This window comes from Nostoc sp., assembly GCF_036917515.1.
Taxonomy (GTDB): Bacteria; Cyanobacteriota; Cyanobacteriia; order Cyanobacteriales; family Nostocaceae; genus Nostoc.
Genome location: NZ_JBALDE010000214.1, coordinates 1 through 26,324 on the forward strand (window position 1 = coordinate 1; position 26,324 = coordinate 26,324).

At 41.2% G+C, this 26,324-nt stretch carries 26 protein-coding genes and 2 riboswitches; of the genes, 9 read left to right on the forward strand and 17 right to left on the reverse strand.

The window, feature by feature from the left end; translation table 11 throughout:
* Positions 1 to 73: 73 nt before the first annotated feature.
* A complete protein-coding gene (locus V7K89_RS36140; RefSeq protein ID WP_442941777.1) occupies positions 74 to 184 on the forward strand; it encodes a transposase in 111 nt (36 codons plus the stop codon).
* Positions 185 to 511: 327 nt separating this feature from the next.
* Positions 512 to 1,051: a DUF4126 domain-containing protein gene (locus V7K89_RS27880; RefSeq protein ID WP_335193030.1), complete on the forward strand. Its 540-nt coding sequence runs from the start codon at positions 512 to 514 to the stop codon at positions 1,049 to 1,051.
* Positions 1,052 to 1,152: 101 nt separating this feature from the next.
* Here V7K89_RS27880 and hemH read toward each other — a convergent pair whose 3' ends face one another.
* On the reverse strand, positions 1,153 to 2,319 hold the full coding sequence (gene hemH / locus V7K89_RS27885) for a ferrochelatase (RefSeq protein ID WP_335193032.1): 1,167 nt from the start codon (positions 2,317 to 2,319) through the stop codon (positions 1,153 to 1,155).
* A gap of 93 nt (positions 2,320 to 2,412) precedes the next feature.
* Between hemH and V7K89_RS27890 the strand changes: the two genes are divergently transcribed.
* Complete coding sequence (locus tag V7K89_RS27890; RefSeq protein ID WP_335193035.1) at positions 2,413 to 3,036, forward strand: class I SAM-dependent methyltransferase; 624 nt, start codon at positions 2,413 to 2,415, stop codon at positions 3,034 to 3,036.
* 284 nt (positions 3,037 to 3,320) lie between these two features.
* Here V7K89_RS27890 and V7K89_RS27895 read toward each other — a convergent pair whose 3' ends face one another.
* Complete coding sequence (locus V7K89_RS27895; RefSeq protein ID WP_335193037.1) at positions 3,321 to 3,683, reverse strand: surface-adhesin E family protein; 363 nt, start codon at positions 3,681 to 3,683, stop codon at positions 3,321 to 3,323.
* Between the two features lie 254 nt (positions 3,684 to 3,937).
* On the opposite strand from V7K89_RS27895, the gene V7K89_RS27900 reads away from it, so the two are divergent.
* Complete coding sequence (locus V7K89_RS27900) at positions 3,938 to 4,768, forward strand: dienelactone hydrolase family protein (protein WP_335193093.1); 831 nt, start codon at positions 3,938 to 3,940, stop codon at positions 4,766 to 4,768.
* A gap of 12 nt (positions 4,769 to 4,780) precedes the next feature.
* Here V7K89_RS27900 and V7K89_RS27905 read toward each other — a convergent pair whose 3' ends face one another.
* The 4 genes from V7K89_RS27905 to V7K89_RS27920 all read right to left on the reverse strand — a co-directional run bounded on the left by V7K89_RS27905 (position 4,781) and on the right by V7K89_RS27920 (position 10,061).
* Positions 4,781 to 5,722: an extracellular catalytic domain type 1 short-chain-length polyhydroxyalkanoate depolymerase gene (locus V7K89_RS27905; protein ID WP_335193039.1), complete on the reverse strand. Its 942-nt coding sequence runs from the start codon at positions 5,720 to 5,722 to the stop codon at positions 4,781 to 4,783.
* Between the two features lie 118 nt (positions 5,723 to 5,840).
* On the reverse strand, positions 5,841 to 6,083 hold the full coding sequence (locus tag V7K89_RS27910) for a hypothetical protein (RefSeq protein WP_335193041.1): 243 nt from the start codon (positions 6,081 to 6,083) through the stop codon (positions 5,841 to 5,843).
* A gap of 280 nt (positions 6,084 to 6,363) precedes the next feature.
* Positions 6,364 to 6,636, reverse strand: a complete 273-nt coding sequence (locus tag V7K89_RS27915; RefSeq protein WP_335193043.1) for a hypothetical protein — start codon at positions 6,634 to 6,636, stop codon at positions 6,364 to 6,366.
* A gap of 311 nt (positions 6,637 to 6,947) precedes the next feature.
* Positions 6,948 to 10,061: an MFS transporter gene (locus V7K89_RS27920; RefSeq protein WP_335193045.1), complete on the reverse strand. Its 3,114-nt coding sequence runs from the start codon at positions 10,059 to 10,061 to the stop codon at positions 6,948 to 6,950.
* A gap of 736 nt (positions 10,062 to 10,797) precedes the next feature.
* Here V7K89_RS27920 and V7K89_RS27930 point away from each other — a divergent pair.
* The gene (locus V7K89_RS27930) at positions 10,798 to 11,001 is read left to right on the forward strand and encodes a high light inducible protein (RefSeq protein ID WP_335193047.1); all 204 of its coding nucleotides are present in this window, start codon (positions 10,798 to 10,800) and stop codon (positions 10,999 to 11,001) included.
* Positions 11,002 to 11,042: 41 nt separating this feature from the next.
* Entirely contained in the window at positions 11,043 to 11,252 is a 210-nt protein-coding gene (locus tag V7K89_RS27935) for a high light inducible protein (RefSeq protein ID WP_335193049.1), read from the forward strand.
* 290 nt (positions 11,253 to 11,542) lie between these two features.
* Here V7K89_RS27935 and V7K89_RS27940 read toward each other — a convergent pair whose 3' ends face one another.
* The 4 genes from V7K89_RS27940 to ntrB form a co-directional block, all read right to left on the reverse strand.
* Positions 11,543 to 12,163 (reverse strand): universal stress protein, encoded by a 621-nt coding sequence (locus V7K89_RS27940; protein ID WP_335193095.1) that lies wholly within the window; start codon positions 12,161 to 12,163, stop codon positions 11,543 to 11,545.
* 199 nt (positions 12,164 to 12,362) lie between these two features.
* Positions 12,363 to 12,601: riboswitch (cyclic di-AMP (ydaO/yuaA leader) on the reverse strand.
* A 16-nt stretch (positions 12,602 to 12,617) separates the two neighbouring features.
* A complete protein-coding gene (locus V7K89_RS27945) occupies positions 12,618 to 13,454 on the reverse strand; it encodes an ABC transporter ATP-binding protein (protein WP_335193097.1) in 837 nt (278 codons plus the stop codon).
* Positions 13,455 to 13,504: 50 nt separating this feature from the next.
* Positions 13,505 to 14,947, reverse strand: coding sequence for an ABC transporter substrate-binding protein (locus tag V7K89_RS27950; protein WP_335193051.1), 1,443 nt, complete (start codon positions 14,945 to 14,947; stop codon positions 13,505 to 13,507).
* Between the two features lie 85 nt (positions 14,948 to 15,032).
* Positions 15,033 to 15,884, reverse strand: coding sequence for a nitrate ABC transporter permease (gene ntrB, locus V7K89_RS27955; protein WP_335193054.1), 852 nt, complete (start codon positions 15,882 to 15,884; stop codon positions 15,033 to 15,035).
* A 96-nt stretch (positions 15,885 to 15,980) separates the two neighbouring features.
* A riboswitch (cyclic di-AMP (ydaO/yuaA leader) is annotated at positions 15,981 to 16,182 on the reverse strand.
* 441 nt (positions 16,183 to 16,623) lie between these two features.
* Between ntrB and V7K89_RS27960 the strand changes: the two genes are divergently transcribed.
* On the forward strand, positions 16,624 to 17,814 hold the full coding sequence (locus V7K89_RS27960; RefSeq protein ID WP_335193056.1) for a sensor histidine kinase: 1,191 nt from the start codon (positions 16,624 to 16,626) through the stop codon (positions 17,812 to 17,814).
* Positions 17,815 to 17,863: 49 nt separating this feature from the next.
* On the opposite strand, the gene V7K89_RS27965 is transcribed toward V7K89_RS27960, so the two are convergent.
* Positions 17,864 to 19,174, reverse strand: coding sequence for an aminopeptidase P N-terminal domain-containing protein (locus tag V7K89_RS27965; protein ID WP_335193058.1), 1,311 nt, complete (start codon positions 19,172 to 19,174; stop codon positions 17,864 to 17,866).
* 255 nt (positions 19,175 to 19,429) lie between these two features.
* Between V7K89_RS27965 and V7K89_RS27970 the strand changes: the two genes are divergently transcribed.
* Both V7K89_RS27970 and V7K89_RS27975 read left to right on the forward strand, forming a co-directional pair.
* Positions 19,430 to 19,897, forward strand: coding sequence for an NUDIX hydrolase (locus tag V7K89_RS27970; protein ID WP_335193060.1), 468 nt, complete (start codon positions 19,430 to 19,432; stop codon positions 19,895 to 19,897).
* A gap of 499 nt (positions 19,898 to 20,396) precedes the next feature.
* Positions 20,397 to 21,638 (forward strand): FG-GAP repeat domain-containing protein, encoded by a 1,242-nt coding sequence (locus tag V7K89_RS27975; protein ID WP_335193062.1) that lies wholly within the window; start codon positions 20,397 to 20,399, stop codon positions 21,636 to 21,638.
* 150 nt (positions 21,639 to 21,788) lie between these two features.
* Here the strand turns inward: V7K89_RS27975 and V7K89_RS27980 are convergent, their stop codons facing one another.
* From V7K89_RS27980 to prfB, 6 genes are all read right to left on the reverse strand, one after another.
* On the reverse strand, positions 21,789 to 22,556 hold the full coding sequence (locus V7K89_RS27980; RefSeq protein ID WP_335193064.1) for an MBL fold metallo-hydrolase: 768 nt from the start codon (positions 22,554 to 22,556) through the stop codon (positions 21,789 to 21,791).
* 3 nt (positions 22,557 to 22,559) lie between these two features.
* Complete coding sequence (locus V7K89_RS27985; RefSeq protein ID WP_335193066.1) at positions 22,560 to 23,159, reverse strand: anthranilate synthase component II; 600 nt, start codon at positions 23,157 to 23,159, stop codon at positions 22,560 to 22,562.
* A gap of 476 nt (positions 23,160 to 23,635) precedes the next feature.
* On the reverse strand, positions 23,636 to 24,091 hold the full coding sequence (locus tag V7K89_RS27990; protein WP_335193068.1) for a diacylglycerol kinase family protein: 456 nt from the start codon (positions 24,089 to 24,091) through the stop codon (positions 23,636 to 23,638).
* Positions 24,092 to 24,244: 153 nt separating this feature from the next.
* The gene (gene ybeY / locus V7K89_RS27995) at positions 24,245 to 24,772 is read right to left on the reverse strand and encodes an rRNA maturation RNase YbeY (protein WP_335193098.1); all 528 of its coding nucleotides are present in this window, start codon (positions 24,770 to 24,772) and stop codon (positions 24,245 to 24,247) included.
* A 39-nt stretch (positions 24,773 to 24,811) separates the two neighbouring features.
* Positions 24,812 to 24,967 (reverse strand): DUF3285 domain-containing protein, encoded by a 156-nt coding sequence (locus V7K89_RS28000; RefSeq protein ID WP_104904774.1) that lies wholly within the window; start codon positions 24,965 to 24,967, stop codon positions 24,812 to 24,814.
* Between the two features lie 131 nt (positions 24,968 to 25,098).
* Positions 25,099 to 26,221, reverse strand: a protein-coding gene (prfB, locus tag V7K89_RS28005) for a peptide chain release factor 2 (protein ID WP_335193070.1) whose coding sequence is annotated in 2 segments (ribosomal slippage) — positions 25,099 to 26,148 and positions 26,150 to 26,221 — 1,122 coding nt in all. Because the reading frame shifts where the segments join, the coding sequence is not laid out codon by codon here.
* Positions 26,222 to 26,324 lie beyond the last annotated feature (103 nt).

Genomic DNA, 26,324 nt, shown 5'->3' on the forward strand with positions numbered 1-26,324 from the left:
GAACTATTTTTTCTCTTAGCTCAACGGAGTAGGCTTTCATTTTTATACACTATGTCTCTGCTTACTGTATTCTATGCGATTGCAATCCGCTATAATTGAGGCAGTCGGTGCGCAGCTTGTCTTTTTACCCCTTTATTCTCCAGATTTGTCCCCTATAAAATTGTATTGGTCAAAACTGAAGTAGTGTTGCCTGCTGTAAAAGCTAGAACCACTGAGGCACTTAACCAAGCCTTAACGCAGATCATTACTGAGCAAATCTCCTCTGATGATGCTTGGAGCTGGTTCACTCACTGTGGTCTATTCATGTGAAAACCGCTGTAAAGCCAGGTAGAAAGCCTGTTTTACTTCTGTTAACGCAGCGGGGCACAGTCCATTCTGACTCTTGAATTCTGTTGTATAAAGATACCAACAACATTTAATATTGCAATCTGTTTAATGCTCAAATTATTGCCAGCACTGGGTAGTATACATAACAAATACTTACTTATTTATTAATATTACGAGTGCTTTGATGATTGAAATCCTAGCTACACTTTCTGCCTCTGCGGCAGCAGGAATGAGAATAGGCATACCTTTGCTAATTATTGGATTATTGCAAGGTAGCAACTTGTGGTCACAAGTCCCAATTCTGTCTCACATTTCTCCACCAATATTATTATGTTGCCTCACCAGTTGGTCATTAATCGAATTATTAGCCTCAAAAAAGCTCTGGGGGCAAAGACTGCTCCAAATGGTTCAGTTATTCATGTCTCCCCTTGTAGGCGCAATTATGGGGTTAGGAGTAGCTACTGCAACAGCAACCCCAAACTGGCTGATTGCCATAATTGGAGGTTTATTAGCTTTGGTACTCCAGCTCGTCCAAGTTGGTTGGTTCTATCGGTTACGTGGCTTACCACTATGGGCAGTCTTCCTTCAAGATACCTTGTGCATTGCTCTAGTACTATTTGCCTTTGATGCCCCTTGGCAAGGAGGAGTAATTGCTTTAATACTGCTTTGGTTTGCAGTTCGTAGTGCGAAGCAGTGGTATGACTGGTATCGGCAGAAAAGTTAGAAGTTAAAAGTGAGAAGTTAGGAATGAAGATAGAAGTTAAGAGTGAAAAGTTAGCAAGAAAAATTTAAAACTCCTAACTCCTAACTCCTAACTCTTTTCATTTACTGCAAAAGCCCAATCATGTGCAAGAAGCCGTGACCGGTAATCAGCTCTACGATTAAGGCAATAAAACCCAGCATCGCAATCCGACCATTCCATACTTCAGCACTAGTTGTCAGACCCCACTCCCAACGCTCTTGAGGGTACATCTTAACCATTTTTTTCATTTGGGCAGCTTGCGAAAGCTTGAAACTGGGGTTTCTCAGCGCATCAATCACTAATTCAGCTAGTGCATTAATAAATACTGGATGGGTATTGGGAGCAGGTACGCGGCGGAAGTTGTGAATTCCTGATTCTTCGGCTACTTCCCGATACTCAATATCAATTTCTTGTAGTGTCTCAATATGCTCTGAGACAAAACTAATTGGCACGACAACCAAATCTTTCACGCCTTGTACGCCTAGTTCTTTAAGGGCATCTTCAGTATAGGGTTGAAGCCATTCTACTGGACCGACACGACTTTGGTAAGCTAAGGTGTGGGTATTGGGTCGATTGAGAGTCTGCATAATCAATGCAGTACACTCTTCAATTTCCAGCTGGTAAGGGTCGCCTGCTTCTTCAACGTAGCTTTTCGGAACGCCGTGAGCGCTGAAGAATATATGAACGTCATCTGGGTTAGGGAATTGCTCAAGTTCTTGGACTATGAGTTGCACCATTGCTTGGAGATAGCCTGGTTGTTTGTACCAAGAAGGAATGACGGTGTAATCAATCGGTTGAAGTTTCGGATCTTCTTGCCAAAGCTTTTCTAAAAGCCGGAAGCTGGAACCACTGGTGCTGATAGAAAACTGGGGATATAGTGGTAATATTACCAAGTGTTCTAACTTATCTTGGGTAATTTGTGCGATCGCCTCTTCTGTATAGGGATGCCAATAACGCATTCCCACGTAAATATTAACTTCTTGCCCCAAAAAACCTAACTGTTCTTTTAGAGCTTCCCCTTGGGCTTCTGTAATCTGCCGCAGTGGAGAACCACCACCGATTTGCTTATAATTTTCTCGAGATGTTCTGGTTCGCCGCGTGGCGATAAACCAGGCTAGGGGCTTTTGCAACCAGCGAAATGGTAGGCGAATAATTTCCGGATCGGAAAATAGATTGTACAAAAACGGCCCAACATCTTCTAGCTTATCAGGGCCACCGAGATTGAGTAATAAGACGCCTACACGACCCATAGCAGTTACTTTCCCCCAATCTTTTCAGGTTTTTTACTAATGTTAACAATATATCTTTATTAAATATAAAGCTTAATAGCAAGGAAATATGCAATGGCAACAATTTTAAGGGATTGGAGTTACCGTTATCAGTGGTTATATGATGGTATCTCTCGTTTAGCAGCCTTAAGTGTAGGTGGTGAAGCCTGTTTTCGGCAACTTGCTTTGCAAGGCTTAACAATTCACTCAGATTCTCAGGTTTTAGATTTATGTTGTGGTAGTGGTCAAACGACGGAGTTTTTAGTAAAAACTTCACAAAACGTAACAGGATTAGATGCCTCACCCAAGTCTTTGCAACGGGCGCGGCAAAATGTACCATTAGCTTCCTATGTCGAAGCTTTTGCCGAGAAAATGCCATTTGCAGATAATCTGTTTGATGTGGTGCATACCAGCGTTGCACTACACGAGATGCAGCCTCAGCAATTACGAAAAATTATTAATGAAGTTTATCGGGTGCTGAAGCCAGGAGGAGTGTTTACGCTGGTGGATTTCCACGCTCCAACAAATCCGATATTTTGGCCTGGGGTATCGGTGTTTTTGTTATTGTTTGAGACAGAAACAGCTTGGGAATTACTAAAAACTGATTTAGCTGAGTTGTTAGCTAAGACTGGCTTTAAAGTGAGTAAGTCTACTCTATATGCAGGTGGGAGTTTGCAAGTGATACAGGCGAACAAATGAACAATACTGCTTTATTAATGGCAAGATTTTGATGAATTGCAATGGTGAAGATATTGATATCTCCAAATATAAATATGATTTCAATCCCTAATAAAGATTTTGAGGAATTGCAATAAGAGTTTAAAGATTTAGGGGGAAGTTTTGGCTATTAAGGCTAAAATCAAACAGAACTAATTTGATAACACCGACGTGAACATATTCACGTCGGCTTCTTTATGACCTATACTGAATCTACGGTTTATTACACCCTGGAGTTAGGGGCTTTGGATTACCCCCTACTTTTCTTAATGGCAAAGTTTTTCCCACAAAACAGCATTCATACTATCTACAGTAATACTGTCAAATGAACTATTGGGAAGCTCATGTGATTCCAGTAATCTGCCATCAACAGTATAAGATTCATAGCCAGCTAATCTATTCATCCTTTCTCTACATAGCATTTGGTTATATGTAACCATGTATTTATTATGTTCTTGACTAATTACTAAAGCCTTATAAGCATAGCCACCATTAATTTGTGTAATAGATTCAGTATCAACAGATAAAGTTGCGTTATTTTCATTAATAGAAACATGAACCCACTCAGTAGCCGTGGCAGGTAACACGGCAGAAGCAGTGATTAGTAAGCCAAGAAACAAACTTTTCATAATACACCTATCAATAAATTTCCATCATCTTTTAGGCGTTAGCCTTCAGGCATCAGGAACTTTAAGGATATTATGCAAAGATTTTATGAATGCCCTAGACTTACTTGATGAGTATTTAGTACGGATAGGAAATAAACTATATTCAAAATCTAAGGTTGATTTTTTATATGTGAAATTTGTACACTTACCCTTTTGCCCATTTGACCATACAGTAACCTAAATATAAAGGAATTTAGTAATTCAACGTAGAGATGATGAAAGAACTAACACGCCGCAAATTTATTGCAACAGCGACAGTGGCGACAGGTTTTGCCCTCGCAGTACAACCCATTTCTGCCGGAGTCATTACTACTAATGCCAAGGGGTTAGTAGCTGGTGCAGTGAAAATTCCTGTCAAAGATGGCGAAATTCCTGCCTATAGAGCAGCACCAGCTACTGGTAACAATTTCCCCATCGTTTTGGTAATCCAGGAAATCTTTGGTGTACACGAGCATATCCAGGATATCACTCGTCGCTTTGCTCAGTTAGGATATTTAGCGATCGCACCCGAATTGTTTGTGCGTCAAGGCGATGTCTCGAAGTTAAGTAAAATAGACGAAATTCGTCCAATTGTTGCCAAAGTGCCAGATACCCAGGTGTTATCTGATCTTGATGCTACAGTAGACTGGGCAAAGAAATCAGCTAAGGGTAATGGCGAGAAGTTGGGAATTACAGGCTTCTGTTGGGGTGGTCGTATTGTTTGGTTATATGCCGCACATAATCCCCAAGTGAAGGCTGGTGTGGCTTGGTATGGGCGACTTGTGGGCGATGCTACCGAACTTCAACCCAAGTATCCAGTCGATATTGCATCAAAACTGACAGTCCCGATTCTCGGACTCTATGGTGGGAAGGATACAGGTATTTCTCTTGATACAGTAGAGCAGATGCGCGAGCGCTTACAGTCCAGCAGTAGCAAATCTGAAATTATCGTCTATCCCGATGCACCTCACGCATTTTTTGCCGATTATCGCCCTTCCTACCGTGAGAAAGAAGCTCAGGATGGTTGGAAACGCCTTTTGGCATGGTTTAAGCAAAATGGTGTTTAAAAAATTAGCTACTCATGAACTGTGACGCTGAAAAAAATCCCAAATTGTTTCACTGGCGTTCAGCCCCAGCTTGGCATTAAATTTGTTTAAACTCTCGTCAGTTGAAGAACCACCAGGCCAGAAATGTCCACCGTTTACTACCGCTAGCTGCCAGACTTCAGAGTTGCCACTACAACCTGTGTAGATAGCGGTTTTCACTTTGTCTTCAGAAAAATTCAAAGATGCATTCGATAAGGTACATTGATCGTGCGATCGCCAAAACTTTACCATGTCTGAGATCGAAACCAGCGCTCCTCGTTGAGTGTGGTCATCACCTTCATAATGGACATCGCGATCGTTTGTACCGTTGATCGTTAACATCGATATAGGAGTTTGAGGCTGACAACTAGGTTTGAGTCTAACTGGGAGCGAACCAGCTACTGATGCAAAACCAGCAATTTTATCAGGTAACTTACAAGCCAGTGCTTGGGTAAGTATACCACCTCTAGAAAAACCAGTGGCATAAACTTTATGACTATTAATATTAAGTTGCTGCTGAAGATGATTAATCAAAGCACTGACAAACAAAACATCATCTACCTTTCCTTGAGTATTACTTCTAAGGCTCCATTTTTGGTCAATTCCATCTGGATAAACAACAATAAATCCTTTTTGATCTGCTAATTCATTGAAGCGAGTCACATTACTTATAGACCGACCATTACCATCATCTCCATGAAATACCAAAACTAATGGCATCGGGTGGTCTAGATTATAAGATTTTGGGGTATAAAAATAGTAAGTACGTAACTTTCCTTGATCGTATAGTTCTCCAGAATTATCACCAATCAAGATTTTTTCTTTAGTTATACTATTTTCTTCAGCCTGAATGGAATCACAGGCTGTTACTAAACTAATTCCTAATATAAAGATTAAAATTTTTTTAGCAACCTGAGAATTCTGATATATATTCATGTTAATTAAATTCGCTGATGTCAGCTACTTATATTTACTTCAAAATCTTATTCAGCAACAAATTTTTACCTTACAGAGGCTAACAACTCAACTAGAGTTGTTAGCCTCTATTTAGATATTAAACTCTGACATTTACATAACGAGCAGGAACTCTAACCTTAACCCACCTGTTACCGCGTCGTACTGTTTCCCAATGTGCAGGAATTAACCTTCGTTGAAATCGGGCAACACCAGGTCTATGCACAATAGCACCTCTATGAACATTGGGTCTGACAATGATTTCTGCTGCTGATGCTTGTGACGGTAAGGAGGAAATTGCCAATGGCAGAGCAAGTAATGTACCTAATAGAATACGTTTCATATTCAGATATCCATCAATTAATTTTCTTGAGTTTGATACAGCATTTATCAAGAATTTGTGAACAGATATTCTTACTCATTAACTTGACAGTAAGTTTTGTTTGTTACACGACTTAATTGATTTGCTGTATTGTTCTCAGTTTAAATTGCTGAATAATAAAACACAGTGGAATAAAGTCATAATTTCAGTATGACTTTATTCACAGTTTGAACTTTGGACAAAAAAAGGGAGTTTAGAACTCCTCTTTTTTTAGTATTATTTATCACTTTATGATGAATTTTTACTGGATTTTGTATGCAATCATCCCAATCAATACGGCAAGACCTAGCGCTCTGCGAAAATAATTAACGCCTTGAAATAGCTCCATCCATGCCCAAGTAAACAAGGCGCCATTTGCCAGAAAGTCTAACACTATATTGATTTTACCTGTTGTAAAAACTAGAGTTAGTAAACTAGCAACTATCCAAAGAATCAGTGGTGGGTTTGGCATTTGACCCAAAACAATGTTACCATTGCTGTCACGGAAGGTTTTATCAATTAATGTATTTTCCATTGTTTGAAATTGCTGCTTAGGTAAGAATTATTAACTTGCAAAAATTACGGGTATATTTATTGATAGTAGACTGAAATTTGATTGCAAGTTATTTAATCACATTAAAACATTAAAGCAAATCTATTTACACCTATCTAATTGCTGAGATTAGAGGGATAAAAACTTTTGAAGAGTTTTGCAGCACTATTACTTATCAAGAAATAGTTGATGACCTTAACCTGCCAAGGACGCCCTACTCTCTACTCGTAACTCTGCAAAACATAGAAAAGCCTCCCATACCGGGAGGCTGAAAAGTTAGCGGAGACAACTTGTTAAACTACAGCGATCGCTCCTCCTAATGCAGAGAAAACTGCGGAGACGAATGCTGTGGCAAACAGCCACCACGCTGCTGTAGCTGCGGCTTTGCGGGTTTCTTCTGCTTGCCGCTGTGCTTGATACTTCACCTCTTCTAGGCGGCGTTGTGCTTCCTGCTGTATGCGTTCTGCACGTTGCAATACTGTGTTGCGTGCGCGTTCAATTTGGTCGATAATCCGGTTAGCATCTTCTTCGGAGATGTCCTCACGAGAACTCATAATTGCCACTAGGGTATCACGGTCAAAGGAGGACAAGCGATCGCGCAGGGCATCAAATCCCGCCTGGGGATCGTCAAAAACTGTGCGAACATCGCGCTTAATACTATCATAGTTAAGTTCCGGGCGATCCAGGGAGTTGAGATAGTTACGAATGCGACCAAAAACCCCATCAATTGCATCTTGAATGCCGCGTTGGATGCTCCGCACTTGTTCGACAAATTGATCCCTTACGGACACTATATTATCGGCAATCCGCGCTGCTTCTTCATCAGAAATATCTTCCCGAATTTTCAGCAGGGCGATGATCGTAGAACGATCAAATTGTCCAAGGCGATCGCCAAAACTTTCTACGCCAACTCGCGGATCGTGCAACAATAACTGCAAGTCGCGTTTGATACCTTCTGGGTTGAGTTCTTCTTTGCCAGTTTGGCGCAAATACTCTTCCAAATTATTTGTGAATGTTTCTACTCTTTGCTGTGTGCGGCTAGCTAGGCGACGAGGCGCACGTACAAAGTTACGAATCGAATTTTGGGTGGAATCAATGATTTCATTGACTTGTTCTTCACTCAAGTCTTGCCGTTGACTGAGCAATTTCACCAGTGTATCCCGGTCTACTTGCGACAACCGACGGCGCAGTGCGACGGCTCCATCTTTGGGATTTTCAAACAATCTGGTCAAATCTCGTTGAATACCTTCTGGATTCAGTTCTTGTTTACCAGTATTCCGAAGATAATCTGCGATTGTTGTCGTCACAGAGTCGTATTGCTCTTTAGCTTTATCGACTACAATTTGGGGTGTGTGGCGAACATTGTACCATGATTCCTCAGTAGCATTGATGATTTGATTAACTTGATCTTCACTCAAATCTTCTCGCTGACTCAACAATTGTACTAAGGTATCGCGGTCAAAACGAGACAAGCGTGCCCGAATTGAGTTAATTCCAGCTTGAGGATCTTCTAGTAGCTTTTTGAAGTCGGCGCGCATGCCATCAGGATTCAGTTCTGATTTTCCGGTGTTACGCAGATATGATTCTACATTTAGCCACAGAGTTTCTGCTTGATATTGTGCCTGTTCTGCTAATCCTTTGGATTCTACCAAGACGCGATCGCGTTGTTTTTCCAACTCATCGACAATACTATCTACTTCATATAACTGAACATCGTTACGTTGTAGCAATATCTGCCGAATTTCTTGGCGGTCAAGGTGCGCTAGTCGCAATGTCAGAGTTTCATAATCTGCCTCTGAGTCTTCCAACAGTGGTTTAAAATTCTGCTCAATGCCTTCGGCTGTTAAATCTGCCTTCGGAGTCACAAGCAGATAACTTTCTACTGCGCGTTGCAAGTCTTGGACTATATCTCTTTCTTCAATAGATTTTACTGTTACCAACACTTCTTGGCGGACAGATTCTAGCTGACTTGCAATGCGCTGAATTTGACCTTGGGTAAGCAATCCCCGTTGCTGCAAAATTTTGACGAAATCATTGCGGGATAGTCGTTCTAGTTCCCTACGGATGATTCCAGGGTCAGCTGCTGGGTCGTAGATGACATCATGAAATTCCTGGGCAATTCTTTCTGGACTCAGTTGCCAAGCATAAGTATTGTACAGGTAGTTTTCGACATCAGCTCGAATTGGACTATAGGTTTGTGATGGTGTTGGCAACCCTAGCTTATCTGCCTGTTCGGTGACTTTATCTTTAGCGCTAGTAAGACTACCCAAGATTTTTTCCACATCCAAATCAGACAAATCTGTACGTCCCAACACAATGGCACTTAATGCAGATAGTCCTTGCTGGAGTGTACTTTGAATTGGCCCTGAAGCAGTTTTTTGGTTCGATTCTTTGGAATCACGGTTTTCTGCTAATAACCGATCCAGCTTGGCATTGAGTTCATCTGTCTTGTTTTGTCCTGCTGGAAGTGATTTCAGATAATCCATCAATTCACCCAAACGGTCTTCGGTGGGTGGTTGTTGACTTACAACTTGCTGCCAAACTTTATACAAGGTATCAGCAATCCGGCTAACATCTTTTTTAGAAAGATCGGTGCGGCTGCTGACTAACTCGATAAACTTTTGGCGGTCGATGTTGCGGATATCTGAAGTCCCAGCGATCGATTTTAATTGCGGGTCGTTGAGTAAATTTTCAAAATCACTCCGAATCTTTGATATATCTAGCTCTGGAGGACGGATCTTTTCTAAGTAATCCTCAATATTTTCCCGGATACTCGCGGGGTCGATGGCGCTTCCTAGTTCTCGACGTACAGCAGCAGCGGCGGCTTCAGCCGTGGCTACCACTTGATTGCTCACAGTTTTAGCGCCTAGTGCAGCGGTAGCTGTCCCCATAATCGCCTGAAACCCAGATGTTGCCGTATTCACAACTGAGCCGATTAAGGAGCCTACAGTAGTGGAACTTACCCAAACTAGGAGCAAAAAGTAAGCACCCCAAATCACCAAACCGAGAGTCGCTCCTAATCCTCGGTCTGAGATGACAAGGCTCAATTTTACTGCCAGGAAAGAAGCGATTAATAAGGCGATCGTCACAGTGGCTAATGTCCAAATTCCCACTAATGTACCGATTTTGCGAATATTGCCGCCCAAACTTTCGACTTCCCTGCTATCTGAATCCGAGTCAGATGAGTGCCCCAGGTAGGAAATACCGAATGCAAGGGAGAGATTAGTTAGAACTAATTGGAAAGCAAAGGCAAGAATCACGCCGGAGATTAAAGCCACAAAAAAGCGGGGCCCGGAAATGAGAACCGATGCTTGTTCTGGTGTGACGTTTGAGCGTTCTACTGGAACCTGTGCTAACCACAATAGTGGTTTATAGAGTCCCACCATGATTTCCGTACTTTGGAACATTGGATTTCCTTCTACTAAGTTTAAATTTGGGGGAATTCAGAATTTCTTGAGAAGTAACTCTTAGTATTTATTATGTGTGTAACTATGGCAATACCTAACCCTTTAGATCAGAATCGTAGAATTTAGCTGTTTGAAGCATCTCTCCAAAGGCTGAAAACTGTATCCAGCGTCAGATATAAATTTTACTCTATCTCAGTAGAAATATTAGTAAAATTGGCAAGGACTATTAATTATTTATCGGTAATTTGTAATTTTCATGACTTACTTGAAAGGGAATGATTTTATTTAAATACTAGTTGGTTTCCAAATAGATATTTAAATCTATTTAAATATCTATTTTTTCTCACCCTCTCCAGGTGGATTTGTTTATCAGAATACGTTTCTGAGAATCGTCCCTAAGAAGTGCTTGTAGTATGTGTCTACAGGCAGAAAGCATTCTAATTATTAACAGCTACATTAAAGTTAACAAACGAATTGTTAAGGGTAAAAAATGGCAACTCGCTTTTTCAGAGTGCCAATAATTTTAACAGAATACAAAGTAATTGCGACCGCAATTATTTTGTGTTTGGTTGGACTCCTCAAGCCTAAATTTAGAACAGTCGTTTGCAATGATTGTCTTTCTTGCCTATTTAGTTTGGGATTTAGTTGGCTATAGCGTTCTGCGTGACGTTTTGCGCTTGATTGATTACTAAAGCATTAAAGAATAAAAACCAACTTGATTAGGAAGGAAAAAACAATGGAAACTCGTCCATCTACTGATTTACCATCTACTGCCAAAGCTTACAATGACCGCGATCGCAATGAATTTCTGTTTGGTTTTACTCCCCAAGCCGAAATTTGGAATGGTCGCTTGGCAGCTATTGGTTTTCTTGCCTATTTACTTTGGGATTTAGCTGGTTATAGCGTCCTGCGCGACGTTTTACATCTGATTGGCTACTAGAAACTAAACACTTAAAAACCTACTAAATTTTGGAGAAAAAAATGGCAATTAAAGAAACTCGTTCTTCTACTGATTTACCACCTGTTGCACCTGAATACAACGGTGTAGACCGTAATGCATTTTTGTTTGGTTTTACTCCCCAAGCCGAAATTTGGAATGGTCGTTTGGCAGCTATTGGATTCCTTGCATATTTGCTTTGGGATTTGGCTGGTTATAGCGTCCTGCGCGACGTTTTACATTTGATTGGCTAGTAGCCTTACCACAACCATTATGAGCGGTAAAATAGTCGTTATCTAAGCACTGTATTGCCTAGATAACGACTAAATTGCTTACTACGAACTTATTAAAAAATTGAGCAACTTGCTTACTCTTCTCTTCTAATTATTTACCAATTGTTGTACTAGAATATAACGGTATCAGTTTTCCACACCCACCTTGCTCCCGTTTAATTGGTTGCATAGTAGCGAAAAAAGCCACCTAGTTTTAGGTGACTTATCTACGATTAAAATTTGACAAAAGTTACTGAAATTTTAAACAGTTATTATTCATCAATAGAACTGGGAATACCCAAAACAGCACAGGGAAAATTAGAACCTAGAGCCTCAATCATCGGATGATTGACACAGTTGCAACCTACAAATAGAATGTCGGCAACTTCTGATTCAACAACTTTGTTAAGTTCTGTGGCAATGGAGCCAAAGCGCAGATGAGATTTGAAGGAACCTTGCCATTCTTCAGCCAGACTTCGGGCTTGCCAGAGAATTATATCTGCTTGTTGTAGGGGAGCGATCGCTGTCTGTAACTTGGGTTGAGTTAATACCTGTGTGACAGACTTTGATACTTCACTGACTGGACATTCCAATGAAGGCTGTTGTTGGGGAAAGCTTAAAATATTTGCATACTGATTGCTTTGATTATCTTCTACTACATAAACAGCTTGAACTGTAACTTCTGTATTAGTGGCTAAACGCGTTTGATGGGCAATCCAAAAAGCAATATCTAATGCTGTGTGACTCTTAGGAGATGCGTCATAAGCAACAATTAGATTAACTGCTTTCGCCTTTAGAAGTTTTTTAGAAAAAGGTTTTTTTGGTTCTGGCAACAGTACCATTTGTTCAATTAAATCATCTCGACCTGTGGCACTTTGCAGACGTGCTAACATTGGCTTAATTTGCACAGCTTTACTTCTCCTAATGAAATGAATTAGCAATGAGAAGCAGGGCGACCAATTTGAGATTTTGGACTTCAGCTACGCTCAGTCAAACGATTTTGGATTTTAGATTGAGTGACAATAACCAAAATTTAAAATCTTAAATCAGTTAAGGAAACCCCAATAATAACTGTATTACAGCCAAAGTCTTGGGGGTTCCTTCCATTGCCTACGGAGTTAGCTGACGGGTTAAGACTGGAAGGTGTCTCTCTCTTAGGAGTGCTGTTAGCTCTTTGCGGCGCGTTTAGCCCTTGCTGAGTGTTGAGTTAAAGATTAATTATTCTTCACTTTTTACTCTCAAATTGCCGCTCTCTGCAAGATTAGCCCCAAACATTGGTTCCTCCGTTCCAAATCCAGCTTTCATGAATTTGAATTAGGCTACCCACTAAAAAAATGATAATCTAATTTACTCGTCCTGAGCAAAATATTGATCGAGGAAATTTAAGGCACGGTTGCGAAGTTCAAAATACTCTTTTGAATTTTGTATGGCGGCGCGATCGCGCGGACGCTCAAAAGGAATTTCTAAAATCTCCCCGATACTAGCAGCCGGGCCATTGGTCATCAAGACGAGGCGATCAGACATATAAATTGCTTCGTCTACATCGTGGGTAATCATCATCACTGCTTGACGATTATTTTCCCAAAGATCCAATACCTGCTGCTCCAATTTGCCACGAGTTAATGCATCTAGCGCCCCAAAAGGTTCATCCATCAGCAACATTTTGGGACGAATTGCTAAGGCTCTGGCAATACCTACTCGTTGTTTCATACCTCCAGAAATTTCATCGGGATATTTGTCAGCCGCCGCCGTCAAGTTTACCATTGCCAAGTGTTGATTTACAATGCTGATTTTTTCAGAGCGATTAGCATTTTTTAACACTTCATCTACGGCTAAACGGATATTTTCTCGCACTGTTAACCAAGGTAACAGTGAATAGTTCTGAAATACCATCATCCTTTCGGCTCCTGGCTGACGAATTTCTTGTCCATCTAGCCTGACTGAGCCGGAAGTGGCTTTTTCTAAACCAGCTACTATCTTTAGTAGAGTTGATTTCCCACAACCTGAGTGACCAATTACAGAAATATATTCATCTTCACAAATCGTCAGATTAACCCCATCTAAGACAACAAAATTATCTTTCTCAGGTGTCGGATAAGACTTGACTAAATTTTCAATTTCTAAAAATCCAGGGCGGGGCGGAACTTCGGTCTGAGTATTAATAGGTAATGAGGTATATTCCATCATCAAATGCTCCGCAAATAGTTTAGTCAATCAATATTTAAGCTTGGGATTTAAGACATGAAAAAGCGAGTGGGAGCGTTAGCCCTGATGGCAAAACTATTCAGATAACCCACAGGATCGCTGGGGTCGAAGCCTTTCTTATCTATAAATACTTCTGGTGGTTCGACCTTGTAATCATCTTTGGGACATTGGATGCCCATTTCCGATGCTATCTCCCGATATAAATCTGTTCTCCAACCTTGTTGGGCAAATTTCTCGGCATTTTTGGGGAATTTAGGAATCTGTCCCCACCGCGCTGCTTGTGTCATCAACCAGATACTTCTGGATCTCCACAAAAATGTTGAGTGTTCTCCTGGCTGTTTAGGAAGGTTGTCAGGAATATCGAAGAAAATCGTGGTGTCAGCGGCTTTGATGGTGCGGTCTTTGCCATCAAAGCCGCCATAGTTATAGTTGCCGAGAATTGCGGGAGCTGTAAATTTCGCGATTGGGGCATTTTTATTTTTGGGTCTAGCACCTGTAAAGGAACGTTCTGTAAGTAGTTCAGCTACTTCTTGGCGGTTTTCTACTTTGCTGCAATACTGGCAAGCTTCAATCATCGCCTTGACGAGGGAACGATAGGTTTTGGGATATTTGTCAATGAAAGATTCCATCACCCCCAATAAACGATCTGGGTGTCCCAACCAGACTTCTTTACCTTGTGCGAAGGTAAAGCCGATGTTTTCGTTACCTGTTATTGCTCGTGTATTCCAGGGTTCTGCAACCATGTAAGCTTGCATCGCACCAATCCGCACGTTTGTTACCATTTGGGGGGGCGGAACGATGATAATCCGAAACTCTTTAAGCGGATCAACACCAGCGGCGGCGGATAGATAGCGGACAAAGTATTCGTAAATAGCCGAACTCAGCACTACCGCCCAAACTTTGCCTTCTGGCGGTTGCTTGTCAAAGTAGCCTCGAAAATCGCGCCCAAAGGCTTCTAGCGCGCCATCACCATATTGTTCTTGGTACTCGTACCACGGACGCAGCCCAAAATCCCACATGGCTTTGTCCATTGTCATGGCGTTACCGTGGCGGTGAATGGTCATGGCTGCACACAAAGGGGCGTGGCGTGCGCCTTCAGCACCAATTCTAGCGTTGGTGACGGCACCGGATACTACGGGCGAAGCATCCAGGCGACCAAATATTAAACCGTCGCGGGAAGTAGCCCAACTGGCCTCGCGGTTAAGTGTAACGTTCAAACCATACTTGCGGAAGAAACCTTTTTTCCAGGCGATCGCAAATGGCGCACAATCATTAACGGGAACATAACCAATGGTCAGGTCAGATTTTTCTAGGTCTTGGGATCTAACTACTGGTTGTACAGCTAAGGCTTCTTCAGTTAGTCCTTTGGCGGATCTATCTCCTGAAATCGCACAGGAAGATAACGCTATTCCGGTTGTGGTTGCTCCGATTCCTTTGATAAAGTCTCGTCGAGTCCAGTTATTATCACCCATTTTTATCGCTCCATTGGTGATTCATTACTCATTCCCCATTCGCAGAGTTAATGAGTATATGGTGTCTTGGCAAGAAAAAGTTTAATTAGTTAGAAGCTGTAGGACGACGAGTTACTAATTCTTGGATTTTACCCACGGCGTAATCTAAAACTAACCCAGTTAAGCCAATTATGAAAACAGCTAAAAATACTGAACTTAGGTTTAAGCGACTCCATTCATCCCAGACAAAAAAGCCGATACCAATACCGCCTGTCAGCATTTCTACGGCGACGATAACCAGCCAAGCTATCCCTAAGCTAATTCGTAAGCCAGTAAAAATATACGGCAAACTTGCAGGCAAAATTATTTTTGTAATCCGTCGCCAACGCGGCATTTCTAAAACTCGTGCCACATCTAAATAATCTTGGGGAACGCTAGAAACTCCTAAGGCTGTATTAATAATTGTCGGCCATAAGGAAGTTATGAATATGACAAAAATGGCGGAAGGATCTGCTAAGTTAAAAATTGCTAAGGCGATGGGTAGCCAAGCTAGAGGCGATACTGGTTTAAAAATTTGAATGATCGGATTAAACGCTAGCATTGCCCGTCTGGACATACCAATTAGAAACCCTAGAGGAATCGCTACTACCGCACCTAATAAAAAGCCCAATAATACTCGACGCAGACTTGCTATCAATAACCAACCAATCCCTAAATTACCTGGACCTCGCTGATAGAAGGGATTTAAGATGTAGTCTAGATTCGCGATTAGCGCTTCTGGTGGAGTGGGCATCAATTCATGATTGGCAAGTGCAATAATCCACCACAGTATAATTATTCCCAAGAAGCCCAATACAGGTAGAATAAAGACATCTTTGAGGATGACAGGTTTCGCTTTTTTCCAAGTTGCTTGTGCAGCGATCGCTGCGATCGCTGCTAAATTTAGTTGAAATATCATCTACGACCTCAACAGACTTAAGTGCAGGTACAAAAAATCGAGCAGTACCAGCCTTGGACACCGATGAGATCGGAACATCATAAAAATGCCGTCTCTTCAGTCTCCTCTCAATGCCTACGAAGTTAGCTGACGGGCTAGGGCTGAGAGATGCCCTTCTAAAAAAAAGTTATGAGTTATGAGTTGAATATTTACTAAAGTAACTTCTAACTCCTAACTTTCTCTGAGATACGCCCCACAATTTGGTTCCTCCGCTCCGACAGCACGCACTGCGATCTGTTGGATTAGGCTGACTTACTCTAAGTAAATACTAATTTATGTACATTCTAACATTGATATATATAATCTAACATAGATACTTCAGTGACAATATCTGTCTGCTGATAGTTGTTGTTTATTTTGTTATTTCGGTGGTCTGGCTAACCTAACTTTTCGCTGATCCAGAAAATTGATAATTTTAATTATCTTGTGAATCAAATCTTGGCATAGTGAGCTAAATAATTTTCTTAAGTCAAGTCACAAGGCTGTTAAATGCTAGACTTAGATTGCTCCTTTTAAGATATATATTATACTTTCTGATTTTTGTGTACGGTGATTAATGCTCATCAACAACCGAATCCTGTACAATCTATTTCTTTTGGTAGGTGAAAAATATTACTAGTTGTGGTATATCAGCACTCTAGTCGTTAAACTATTTGGATATGGAAGTTTACTCATCTATCTTCTAGCTGAATTTAAGATAATGGATTTTAGTCAAGTACTGGCCGAAAAAACGGATACCATCCTTGATAAATGGATTTTAGCAGTTCGTAGGGATAGACGGATTGAAAGTGCTGATGACCTATCTTATACAGCGGTAAAAGATCACATTCCTGATGTTTTGAAAGCTATGGTGACAGTGCTTTCAAAATCTCAAGAGAATGATATTCAGTCAATAGTTACTGCCAGTTTTCAGCATGGAGCGATTCGAGCCGAACAAGGTTTTGATCCAGCAGAAATTGCCAGAGAATATCATCTGCTGCGAACAGTAATATTTGATACTCTACAACCAGATTTATTACAGGGAATCCCTTCAGAGATAATTCGTTCCATGCGTTTGATTGACGCTATTATAGACGAAGCGATCGCTCGATGTTTCAAGAGTTATGTTGAGGAACGCTTACGAGAATTACAGAAGTTGCAAGCATCACTAACGCTCCATAATGATGAACTCACGCGGCTAATTGGCGCTAATCAAGAGTATCTTTCCCAACTAGCCCATGAATTGAAACATCCCCTAACTTCCATTATTGGTTATTCGGATCTGTTTTTACGCCAACAACGACGAAAAACTGATATCAAAGACAGCTTTAGCAATTTAGAACATATTGAGCGGGTACTACGTAATGGTAAACAGTTACTTCATCTAATTAATGATGTACTAGAACTTTCGCGCTATGACGCCGGACAGATAAAACTCCAATCAGCACCTACCGATGTGCGTGAATTAATCGATAATGTGTGTGAAATGTTGCAACCTTTAGCTACGGGAAAAAATTTACAAATCGTAGTTGATTGCGATCGCATTCCAGAAAAATTAGTTACAGATTCTTTTCAATTGCAACAAATTGTTACAAATCTTATTAGTAATGCGATTCGTTATACAGAGTTGGGGACTATTATAATCATGTGTCAGGTGTTAGAGAACCAGAGATGGGCGATCGCAGTTTCTGATACTGGAGTTGGCATTGCACCGGAAAACCAAGCCCAGATATTTGAACCCTACTTTCGCGTGAGTTATAGCGATCGTCCCTATCTTCCTGATAGTACCGGATTGGGGTTAGCGATCGTCTCGCGGTTGGTAAAACTATTGCAAGGTCAAATTAACCTAGCCTCGCAGGTAGGCGTTGGTTCTACTTTCACCGTAACTTTTCCTTTAGAAGTAGGATTTTAAAAGCGACTAGAAGTCGCGGCTTAGGGATGATGTCTACCATCCCCATTTTCTATCTTTCGATTTCATCTACAGCTTTGGGAACCCCCGCAGTTAAAACCTCATGTCCCCCAGGTGTAACTAATACATCGTCTTCAATCCGAATACCAATGCCAACCCATCGCGGATCGGTCTGTGGTTGGTCTTCTGCTAGTTTGGTATCTGGCACAATATATATTCCTGGTTCCACTGTCAAAATTTGACCTGGTTGTAAAATTTGTGGTTTGTCTTCACCATGCTGATAAACACCGACATCATGGACATCTAAACCTAACCAATGACTAGTACGATGCATATAATATGGCTTATATTTCTCTTCCTCAATTAACTTATCAATTTCACCCTTGAGAATGCCAAGTTCAACTAAACCTTCTGTGAGAACGCGCACTGCTGTATCGTGAACTAATTTGAAGGGATTACCTGGTTGTATTTGAGCGATCGCTTGTTTTTGCGCTTCCAAAACAATTTCATACAGCGTCTTTTGTTCTGGCGTAAACTTACCCCCTACAGGAAATGTCCGGGTAATATCCGAGTTGTAATAACCGTAAGCACAACCAGCATCAATTAGCAGTAATTCTCCATCCTGCATTTGACGATTATTTTCAATGTAGTGGAGTACGCAAGCATTTACACCAGAAGCCACAATCGAAGGATAAGCAGGCCCTAAGCCACCCCGGACTCGAAAGATCCGTTCCATCTCTGCTTGAATTTCGTACTCATAACGTCCCGGTGCAGCGATTTCTTGAGCGTAATTGTGTGCTTCAGTGGCGATCGCTGCTGCTTGACGCATCAATTCCAACTCAGCTTCGCTTTTGATCAATCTCATGCTGTTGAGGACAGGGCCAGTATCTTCAATCGCGATCGGCCCTGTACCGCGCTTCGGATAAGTCCGCAATAAACTTTGGTAATGTCGCAGGATTTGATCGTTAAAAGTGCGATCGCGTCCTAAGTGATAGTAAATCCGGCTAGCTTTTTCCAAATACTGTGGCAATTTTTCATCTAACTCGCCAATGGGATAAGCTTCATCAGCACCATAAATTTCTTTTGCTGCATCTACTCCACAAAGATAACCAGTCCATACTTCCTTTTCGCGATCCTTTGGTTGGACAAACAGCACAAACCGATGTTCTGAATGATGCGGCACTAACACTGCTACTGCTTGTGGTTCATTAAAACCAGTCAAGTAAAAAAAATCACTGTCTTGACGATAAACATACTCGACATCATTGTGCATTACTGCCATTGGCGCACTGCGAAAAATGGCTGTACCATCACCAATTTTTGCCATTAACTGCTCGCGACGCTGCCGATATTCTGCTTGCATAGTTGATGTACTTTTAAAAGTATTGTATTATTTAACACTCTTAGTAACTGATAGATGCATAGATTATGCCTCTTAATAGTTACTAATCTAAGTTATTCTAACCAATATTTGTTTCCACTCAAGTTATAAATCATTAGAGAAGAATTAATTATCTCGAAACACTTAGATTTTCTAGTTTTTAAACAACTCGGAAATCTTGTTGTTATCGAATGATTTAGGATATTCATGAAATAATTTATAACCACAGTAAAAAATATGTTCACTCAACCTACAACAAAAAAGGCGATCGCTTACGTAACCAACAAAGATCAATTAATGGTGTTTACACATACTGAGTTTCCGGAAGCAGGTGTGCAAGTACCTGCTGGTACAGTTAAAGAAAGTGAGGAGCCATCTGAAGCTGTACTGCGAGAAATTTATGAAGAATCAGGTATTAAAGGAGTTCGTATTATTGATTTATTAGGTATTTTTCAATACAATATGACTCCCTATCGCAATGAAATTCAAGAACGTTATGTTTATCATCTCGAATTAACTCAGTCTACACCCTCTACTTGGCGGCATTGGGAAATACATTCAAGTACGAGCAAAAACTCTATATCTTTTGATTTTTATTGGGTTAGATTGGATGGCTCAGATTTAGGTTTAGCTGGTGGTCAAGGTTATTTTTTATCTAAGCTTATTCACAAAATAAAAAATAGTGAGGATTCAGATAATACTTGAGATTAAGCGTCTAACGCACTGCTAGATAATATGGTGCGTTAGGTTAAAGCTGTAACACACGCTATTGGCGTGGCAAGGCTAAATTGTTGCAAAATTTTAGCAGTTCCTCTCAAATCATTTCTCCGTGACCTCTGCGCCGCGCCAGTTGCTTCAAGTCGGGAAACCCGCCCAACACACTGGCTTCTTTGTGGTTAGTTTTCCGTTACCTATGCGTAAGTACTACATTTAAATGTCAAAGAAAATAAATAAAATAATCAAACTTTATCTATAAAGCATCATATATAAAATACAAAATAATATTTTGCAATTGCTTGTATAGAACTTAAATAGCTTAGAATACTAATTTAAAATCAACAGATATTTATCTTCAAAAACTGACATTAATAAAAAAAACATAGTTATAAAGAAAAATTGAAACCCTAGCAAATGTTATTTCGTTACAGAAAGAGATTGCAAAAAAAAGTTAAAAGAATATAACAACCAATAATAAAAATGCACCATGCCTGCCAATTCAAATTCCTCACCCTTAGCTTTGAATACATCTAGATTGTTTTCAGATTCTTTAGCAAAATCAGAAATCTTGACAACTTCTTTTAAGAGTTTAAATTATGATTTGGGGTTTGGAAATAAGAGTTCTTCACTAGCACTAGAAAGTGAATCGGTGACTGCGCCTGTTAAAACGTCAGCAAATCCCAATCCTAATCCTTACTTAACTAGTGCAGCGATTACTCCTGACTTTAACGGTGATGGTAAAACAGACAAAGTTTGGGTCAATTCTTCAACTGGTGAGATTGTCATTCGGTTGATGGATGGAACAACAGTTTTGGAACAGGGTTCTTTGGGTCAATTTGATCTATCCGCCTATGATTACAAAATTGCTGACTTCAATGCTGATGGCAAAACCGACTTCTTATTACGCAATAAGACAACCGGTGAGAATAGCGTTGTCCTAATGGATGGAACCAAAGTTGGTAGTGCAACTGCGCTAAGTAGCGTCGATCCAGCCTGGACTCCTCAAATTGGAGATTTCAACGGCGATCGCAAAACCGATATTTTCTGGCATAATGGCACAACTGGCGAGAATGCTATCTGGCAGATGGATGGTAGTACAGTTCTGAATGCAACTGTTCTAGACACTACAAGCACAGCACTAACTCCTACCATTGTTGATTTTGACGGCAATGGTAAGAGTGACATCTTCTGGCGCGATCAGACCACCGGCGATAACACTGCTTGGTTTATGGATGGTACGCAGAAGACTGAATTGGCACTGCAATCACAAGATCCCGCCTGGACTGCTAGCCTTGGTGATTTCAACGGCGACTATAAGACTGATATTCTGTGGAGAAACGCTCAAACTGGTGAGAACAAGGTTTGGACAATGAGTGGCATCTTAGTCACAGAGGGTGCTTTGGGCACACTTGACTCATCCTGGACTTCCAAAATTGGTGACTTCAACGGTGATGGCAAGACTGATATCTTCTGGCACAATGGAACCACAGGTGCGAACACCGCTTGGTTGATGGATGGCACAACAGTTGCGACTGAAGCTTTCTTACCAGCTAATAACGCGGCCCTGACACCATCCCTTGGTGATTTCAACGGTGATGGCAAGACTGATATCTACTGGCGCGATCAGACAGCAGGTACAGACAACATTTGGACTATAAATGAAACGACAGCAGTTGAGAATCCCGTCAGCGACGCAGATAAGTTGACTGGAGAGTGGTATACATTCTAAAAGTTAAGGGCATGGGGCATGGGGCATTGGGAAGAGGACAAGGGGACAAGGGGAAAGACTTGTTGTAAGTTCTGATTTAAGTCACTTTGTCTCCCTTGAACCCTGCTCTCCTGCTCCTTCTGCTCTCTGATTCCTTCATTTCCTTACTGCTCAAAACTTATAACTCAAAACCTGAATTTCCCCTTTTTCTGGCAATTTATCGGGGCTAATGGAAATAGTATCTCCATTGCTACGACGCACTGTCATACCTTGCATCAAGGTCAGAAAATTATCCAGTGGCGAAAGATCGCACTTAGCAGCATCAGCCGCTTGTGTGCGGTAATGAGTCGGAATCACCAACTTGGGATTTAATACTTGAACAGCCTGCTTTGCTTCCTCAGCATTGTAGGCTTTTGCACTGCCTCCCACTGGAATAAACGCTACATCGGGACGCCCCATCAAGATTTTTTGCTCAATGGAAATAGGTGCAGCCGCTCCGCCTAAGTGTAGGATATTAATTCCGCCTTGCTTCCAACTCCAAGCAGTATTTGAACCAAACTGCCTACCATTTTTGCGATCGTGGTCTATAGCAATTCCTTGGAATTTAATGCCTTTAAACTCATAGACTCCTGGTTCGTAGATGAGTTTTGCATTTCCCGGTAGTACATCCACAGCACCTTCATCTAGCAGTTGGCTGCTAATCAGTACCAAATCTGCTGCAACTTTTGGGGGACGATACTTAGCAGTACAACCGATTGACCGAAATGGATTGACGAGAACTTTCGCACCGCCACCAGTAAAAAGAAAGCAAGTATGACCCAACCACTGAACTGATAAACCGCTAGATTGTGCGTCAGCTTGAGATTCAGAACCCAAGGTAGTAACTAAAGCTGTTACTAACCCCGCCCCAGCATAGCCCATCAACTGTCGTCGTTTCATTAATTATGCTCTTGACTGTAACTGTTGGAGAAAATTTCGCAATAACTGTTTTCCTGAAGATGTCAGGACACTCTCTGGGTGAAACTGGACGCCCTGAATGTGAGGATAGTTCCGGTGTCGCACTCCCATAATGGTGTTATCTTCAACCCAAGCGGTGATTTCTAACACATCTGGGCAAGTCTCACGTTCGATTACCAAACTATGATACCTGGTGGCGGTTAAAGGATTTTTTAATCCCCGGAAAACCCCCACTCCAGTGTGAGACACTTGAGAGGTTTTGCCATGCATCAATTCTGGAGCAGAAATTATTTTACCACCGAACACTTGACCAATGCTTTGATGTCCCAAACAGACACCCAAAATTGGTAATTCTTGTCCTAGCTGTTCAATCAGTTTTAAAGAAATACCAGCATCTTCCGGGCGACCAGGTCCAGGAGAAATAACTACGGCTTCCGGCTTTAATGCCTGAATCTCATCTATGGATATCTTGTCGTTACGAAAAACTTTAATATCATCTGCCACTGGGAACTCTGAAGCCAATTCTCCCAGATATTGCACTAAATTATATGTAAAACTATCGTAATTGTCGATAACTATAATCAAAGTTTATAACTCCTAGCTTCTATTACTCATCAGTTGTAATAGCATAGACAAATATCTCATACTAAGTGAGTGGGCGTGAATAATTAAAGGTTTGTAGTAAGTGACTTTAGCCCTTAAAATAGAGTTAGAGTCGATTACTATGAAGCAATTTAATTAATTTCACATTGCATAACATAGTTTGATTTATTTTTGCCTACTTAATTTATTTGTTCGCAAGATGTAAAAATAACGCTAAAGTGGACAGGTAAATATGAAGCGGCTACTCTATGATAAGCCACTTGTTCAATTCTAAATTGCTTATAATGTGTTCTCTAAAGGATCAGACATGTGATCCTGTTATCGGCTCACTTGGCGATGCCTGCGGCGATCACTGAGCTTTGTCGTACCACTTGCCTACGGCACGCTACGCGAACGTGGAAGCAAGCTAGCAAGAGCGTCTCGTAGAGAAGTGCGGGCTACATCGGAGCAAATCACCTCTACAAAGCCGATATAATTAACCTCACCAGAGGAGGGAGCAATAGCGTACCTGCTACTAACATCGCTACGAAAGCCGAGACAAGCACTGCACCAGCCGCACAATCTTTAGCAATTTTTGCCAAATCATGGTAAGTCTGCTTAACGGTTAAGTCCACAACAGACTCGAGCGCTGTATTTAGTAACTCTAATGCCAAAACTAAACCACTAGTTACACCAATTACCGCAATTTCTACCGCTTGCAGATGCAAAAAAACGCTCAAAGCGATCGCTAAAGCACAAACACTTATATGGATGCGAAAATTACGTTGAGTTTGAAAACTATAACTGATTCCAGCCCAGGCATATTTAAAACTAATAAATAAATTAGAGGCTACTTTCCAGGAGAATTCCCGTTCGTTAGACACTAGTGTTTGTAACGAGGTAGGCGTTGGTGAGGGAGAAATTTTTTGGGACATAGACTTAAAAACACAAGAACAGAGTTGCTACAGTGGGAATATTCGCCGATCTTAATGGCAGAATTAACTTTGAGGCAATCTTTAAGCAATTTTCCACAGAAGTATTATAAAAGTATTACCCAAAATTGACATTAAGAGATGCATCGGCTACTACTATTCCATGTCAATAGCAATACCTATTGCATTCAGCAATCTCACTTGCTGTTTTAACATTCCCTCTAAACTTTTTTCATCAGGATGATCCCAGCCCAAAAGATGCAATAAACCGTGAGCAGCTAACCAGGCTAGCTCGGTTGGTAAGCTATGTTCCTGTTGTTGAGCTTGGCGTTGTGCTGTATCTACAGACACAATAATATCACCTAAATATAATGGTACAGAGGCAAGCATTTCTATGCTTTGAGGAAAATTCACCTCCAAAGCAGCAAAAGCTAAAACGTCTGTCGGCTTATTTTGCTGACGATATTGAGCATTCAGTTCTTGAATTTGCAAGTCATCTGTCAAACGCAACCCGATTTCATAACTTGGCGCTGGTGGAATCTGAGGGTGAAGTATTTCCAACCAGTGATTAAACCAGTTTTCCCAAGTTTCAGGAGTAATTCTGGCATTAGTCTCGTCAATCTTTACAGATATTGTCGAGGACAAATCATAAAAAGACTCCTCCACATATAGTTCAACTCTCAGGGGCACAAAGTCTCCTTGTCTGAGGTTTACGATTTGTCGTTAGTGAGTAAGGTAAGCAAGGCCAACAAGCAGAGCTAAAAGCCCTACAGCAGTCAACGCAAAATGCTTTAGAGAAGTTCCACCCTTTCGCACCATGTTTCGCATGGCGAGTTTGACGTAGCTAGGTTGAGGTTCTGTTGAAGGAGAGTTGCTCATAGTTAATTTGTCTACAGACTCTTTTATAACTGTAACAGTTGGTCGGGGATAGAATGGCGATCGCCCATATATTGCTAAGGCGTTTCACAGAGAAACGCCTTAGTAATCAGGATGTTATGTCACAACTGCCTCTATACCAGAGTGTTTTCTACTAGTTTATTTTCTTGGCGCAGATAAGCTTGGATGAATGTATCAAGTTCGCCATTCATTATGTCACCAATCGCTGTAGTTTCCGTGTTTGTACGTAAATCCTTCACCATTTGGTAAGGATGAAATACATAGTTACGGATTTGGTTTCCCCAAGAGGCTTCCACCATATCACCACGAATTTCAGCAATTTCTTGGGCACGTTGCTCTTTAGCTATAACCAACAGCTTTGCTTTGAGGCGATTTAAGGCTTTTTCTTTATTTTGCAGCTGCGATCGCTCCTCTGTACAGCGCACGGCAAGACCTGTAGGGAGGTGAACAATCCGTACCGCAGTTTCTACTTTGTTGACATTTTGCCCACCTTTACCACCAGAGCGAGTTGTGGTGATTTCCAAATCTTTGTCTGGAATATCCAACTGTACAGAGTTATCTATCTGCGGCATCACTTCCACCCCGGCAAAACTGGTTTGCCGCTTACCGTTAGCATTAAAAGGTGAAATTCGCACTAAACGATGTGTACCCATTTCTGAACGCAAGTAACCATAAGCATAGCGACCAGTAATTTCTAGCGTTACCGATTTAATTCCGGCTTCATCACCCTTTGACTCTTCGGCTAAAGTTACCTTATAGCCGTGAGTTTCGCCCCAACGGGTATACATTCGCATTAGCATAAATGCCCAGTCTTGAGCATCTGTGCCACCAGCACCAGCAGTAATTGTCAGTACAGCACCTTCAGTATCATAGGGGCCAGAAAGTAACTGTTGTAACTCCCACTGGTCGAGGTCACGATTCAGTTTAGTGATGGTAGATTCGGCTTCTTGGAGTAGTCCCTCATCGGTTTCTAACTCCAATAATTCCACAACTGCCTTAGTATCTTCTAGATTGGCATACCAGCGATCGTATTGCTGAAGGTGGGCTTTCAAGTCGTTGAGTTCTTGCAGCGTTTGTTGGGCGAGGGTTTGGTCATTCCAAAATTCTGGCTGTGCTGATATTTTTTCCAGGTCTTGAATTTTGGCTGTCAGTGCAGGTACGTCAAAGATAGTCCTGGGTTTTACCCAGGCGGTTAGACAACGTTTCGATTTCGCGTTTGAGTTCTAAAACTTCCATAGTGCTTGCTGAATGATAGATAGAGCGCTTTTGATCGGAAAACTGCTCTTTTTATGTTTCTTGATTTTAGCTGTAGTTGGGCAAATTTTTTCTGCAAAACTTG

Bases quoted from the DNA above. Each gene is read 5' to 3' on its own strand.
- V7K89_RS36140 (WP_442941777.1), top strand. From the start codon at position 74: ATGCGATTGCAATCCGCTATAATTGAGGCAGTCGGTGCGCAGCTTGTC.
- V7K89_RS27880 (WP_335193030.1), top strand. From the start codon at position 512: ATGATTGAAATCCTAGCTACACTTTCTGCCTCTGCGGCAGCAGGAATG.
- hemH (WP_335193032.1), bottom strand. From the start codon at position 2,319: ATGGGTCGTGTAGGCGTCTTATTACTCAATCTCGGTGGCCCTGATAAG.
- V7K89_RS27890 (WP_335193035.1), top strand. From the start codon at position 2,413: ATGGCAACAATTTTAAGGGATTGGAGTTACCGTTATCAGTGGTTATAT.
- V7K89_RS27895 (WP_335193037.1), bottom strand. From the start codon at position 3,683: ATGAAAAGTTTGTTTCTTGGCTTACTAATCACTGCTTCTGCCGTGTTA.
- V7K89_RS27900 (WP_335193093.1), top strand. From the start codon at position 3,938: ATGAAAGAACTAACACGCCGCAAATTTATTGCAACAGCGACAGTGGCG.
- V7K89_RS27905 (WP_335193039.1), bottom strand. From the start codon at position 5,722: ATGAATATATATCAGAATTCTCAGGTTGCTAAAAAAATTTTAATCTTT.
- V7K89_RS27910 (WP_335193041.1), bottom strand. From the start codon at position 6,083: ATGAAACGTATTCTATTAGGTACATTACTTGCTCTGCCATTGGCAATT.
- V7K89_RS27915 (WP_335193043.1), bottom strand. From the start codon at position 6,636: ATGGAAAATACATTAATTGATAAAACCTTCCGTGACAGCAATGGTAAC.
- V7K89_RS27920 (WP_335193045.1), bottom strand. From the start codon at position 10,061: ATGTTCCAAAGTACGGAAATCATGGTGGGACTCTATAAACCACTATTG.
- V7K89_RS27930 (WP_335193047.1), top strand. From the start codon at position 10,798: ATGGAAACTCGTCCATCTACTGATTTACCATCTACTGCCAAAGCTTAC.
- V7K89_RS27935 (WP_335193049.1), top strand. From the start codon at position 11,043: ATGGCAATTAAAGAAACTCGTTCTTCTACTGATTTACCACCTGTTGCA.
- V7K89_RS27940 (WP_335193095.1), bottom strand. From the start codon at position 12,163: ATGTTAGCACGTCTGCAAAGTGCCACAGGTCGAGATGATTTAATTGAA.
- V7K89_RS27945 (WP_335193097.1), bottom strand. From the start codon at position 13,454: ATGGAATATACCTCATTACCTATTAATACTCAGACCGAAGTTCCGCCC.
- V7K89_RS27950 (WP_335193051.1), bottom strand. From the start codon at position 14,947: ATGGGTGATAATAACTGGACTCGACGAGACTTTATCAAAGGAATCGGA.
- ntrB (WP_335193054.1), bottom strand. From the start codon at position 15,884: ATGATATTTCAACTAAATTTAGCAGCGATCGCAGCGATCGCTGCACAA.
- V7K89_RS27960 (WP_335193056.1), top strand. From the start codon at position 16,624: ATGGATTTTAGTCAAGTACTGGCCGAAAAAACGGATACCATCCTTGAT.
- V7K89_RS27965 (WP_335193058.1), bottom strand. From the start codon at position 19,174: ATGCAAGCAGAATATCGGCAGCGTCGCGAGCAGTTAATGGCAAAAATT.
- V7K89_RS27970 (WP_335193060.1), top strand. From the start codon at position 19,430: ATGTTCACTCAACCTACAACAAAAAAGGCGATCGCTTACGTAACCAAC.
- V7K89_RS27975 (WP_335193062.1), top strand. From the start codon at position 20,397: ATGCCTGCCAATTCAAATTCCTCACCCTTAGCTTTGAATACATCTAGA.
- V7K89_RS27980 (WP_335193064.1), bottom strand. From the start codon at position 22,556: ATGAAACGACGACAGTTGATGGGCTATGCTGGGGCGGGGTTAGTAACA.
- V7K89_RS27990 (WP_335193068.1), bottom strand. From the start codon at position 24,091: ATGTCCCAAAAAATTTCTCCCTCACCAACGCCTACCTCGTTACAAACA.
- V7K89_RS28000 (WP_104904774.1), bottom strand. From the start codon at position 24,967: ATGAGCAACTCTCCTTCAACAGAACCTCAACCTAGCTACGTCAAACTC.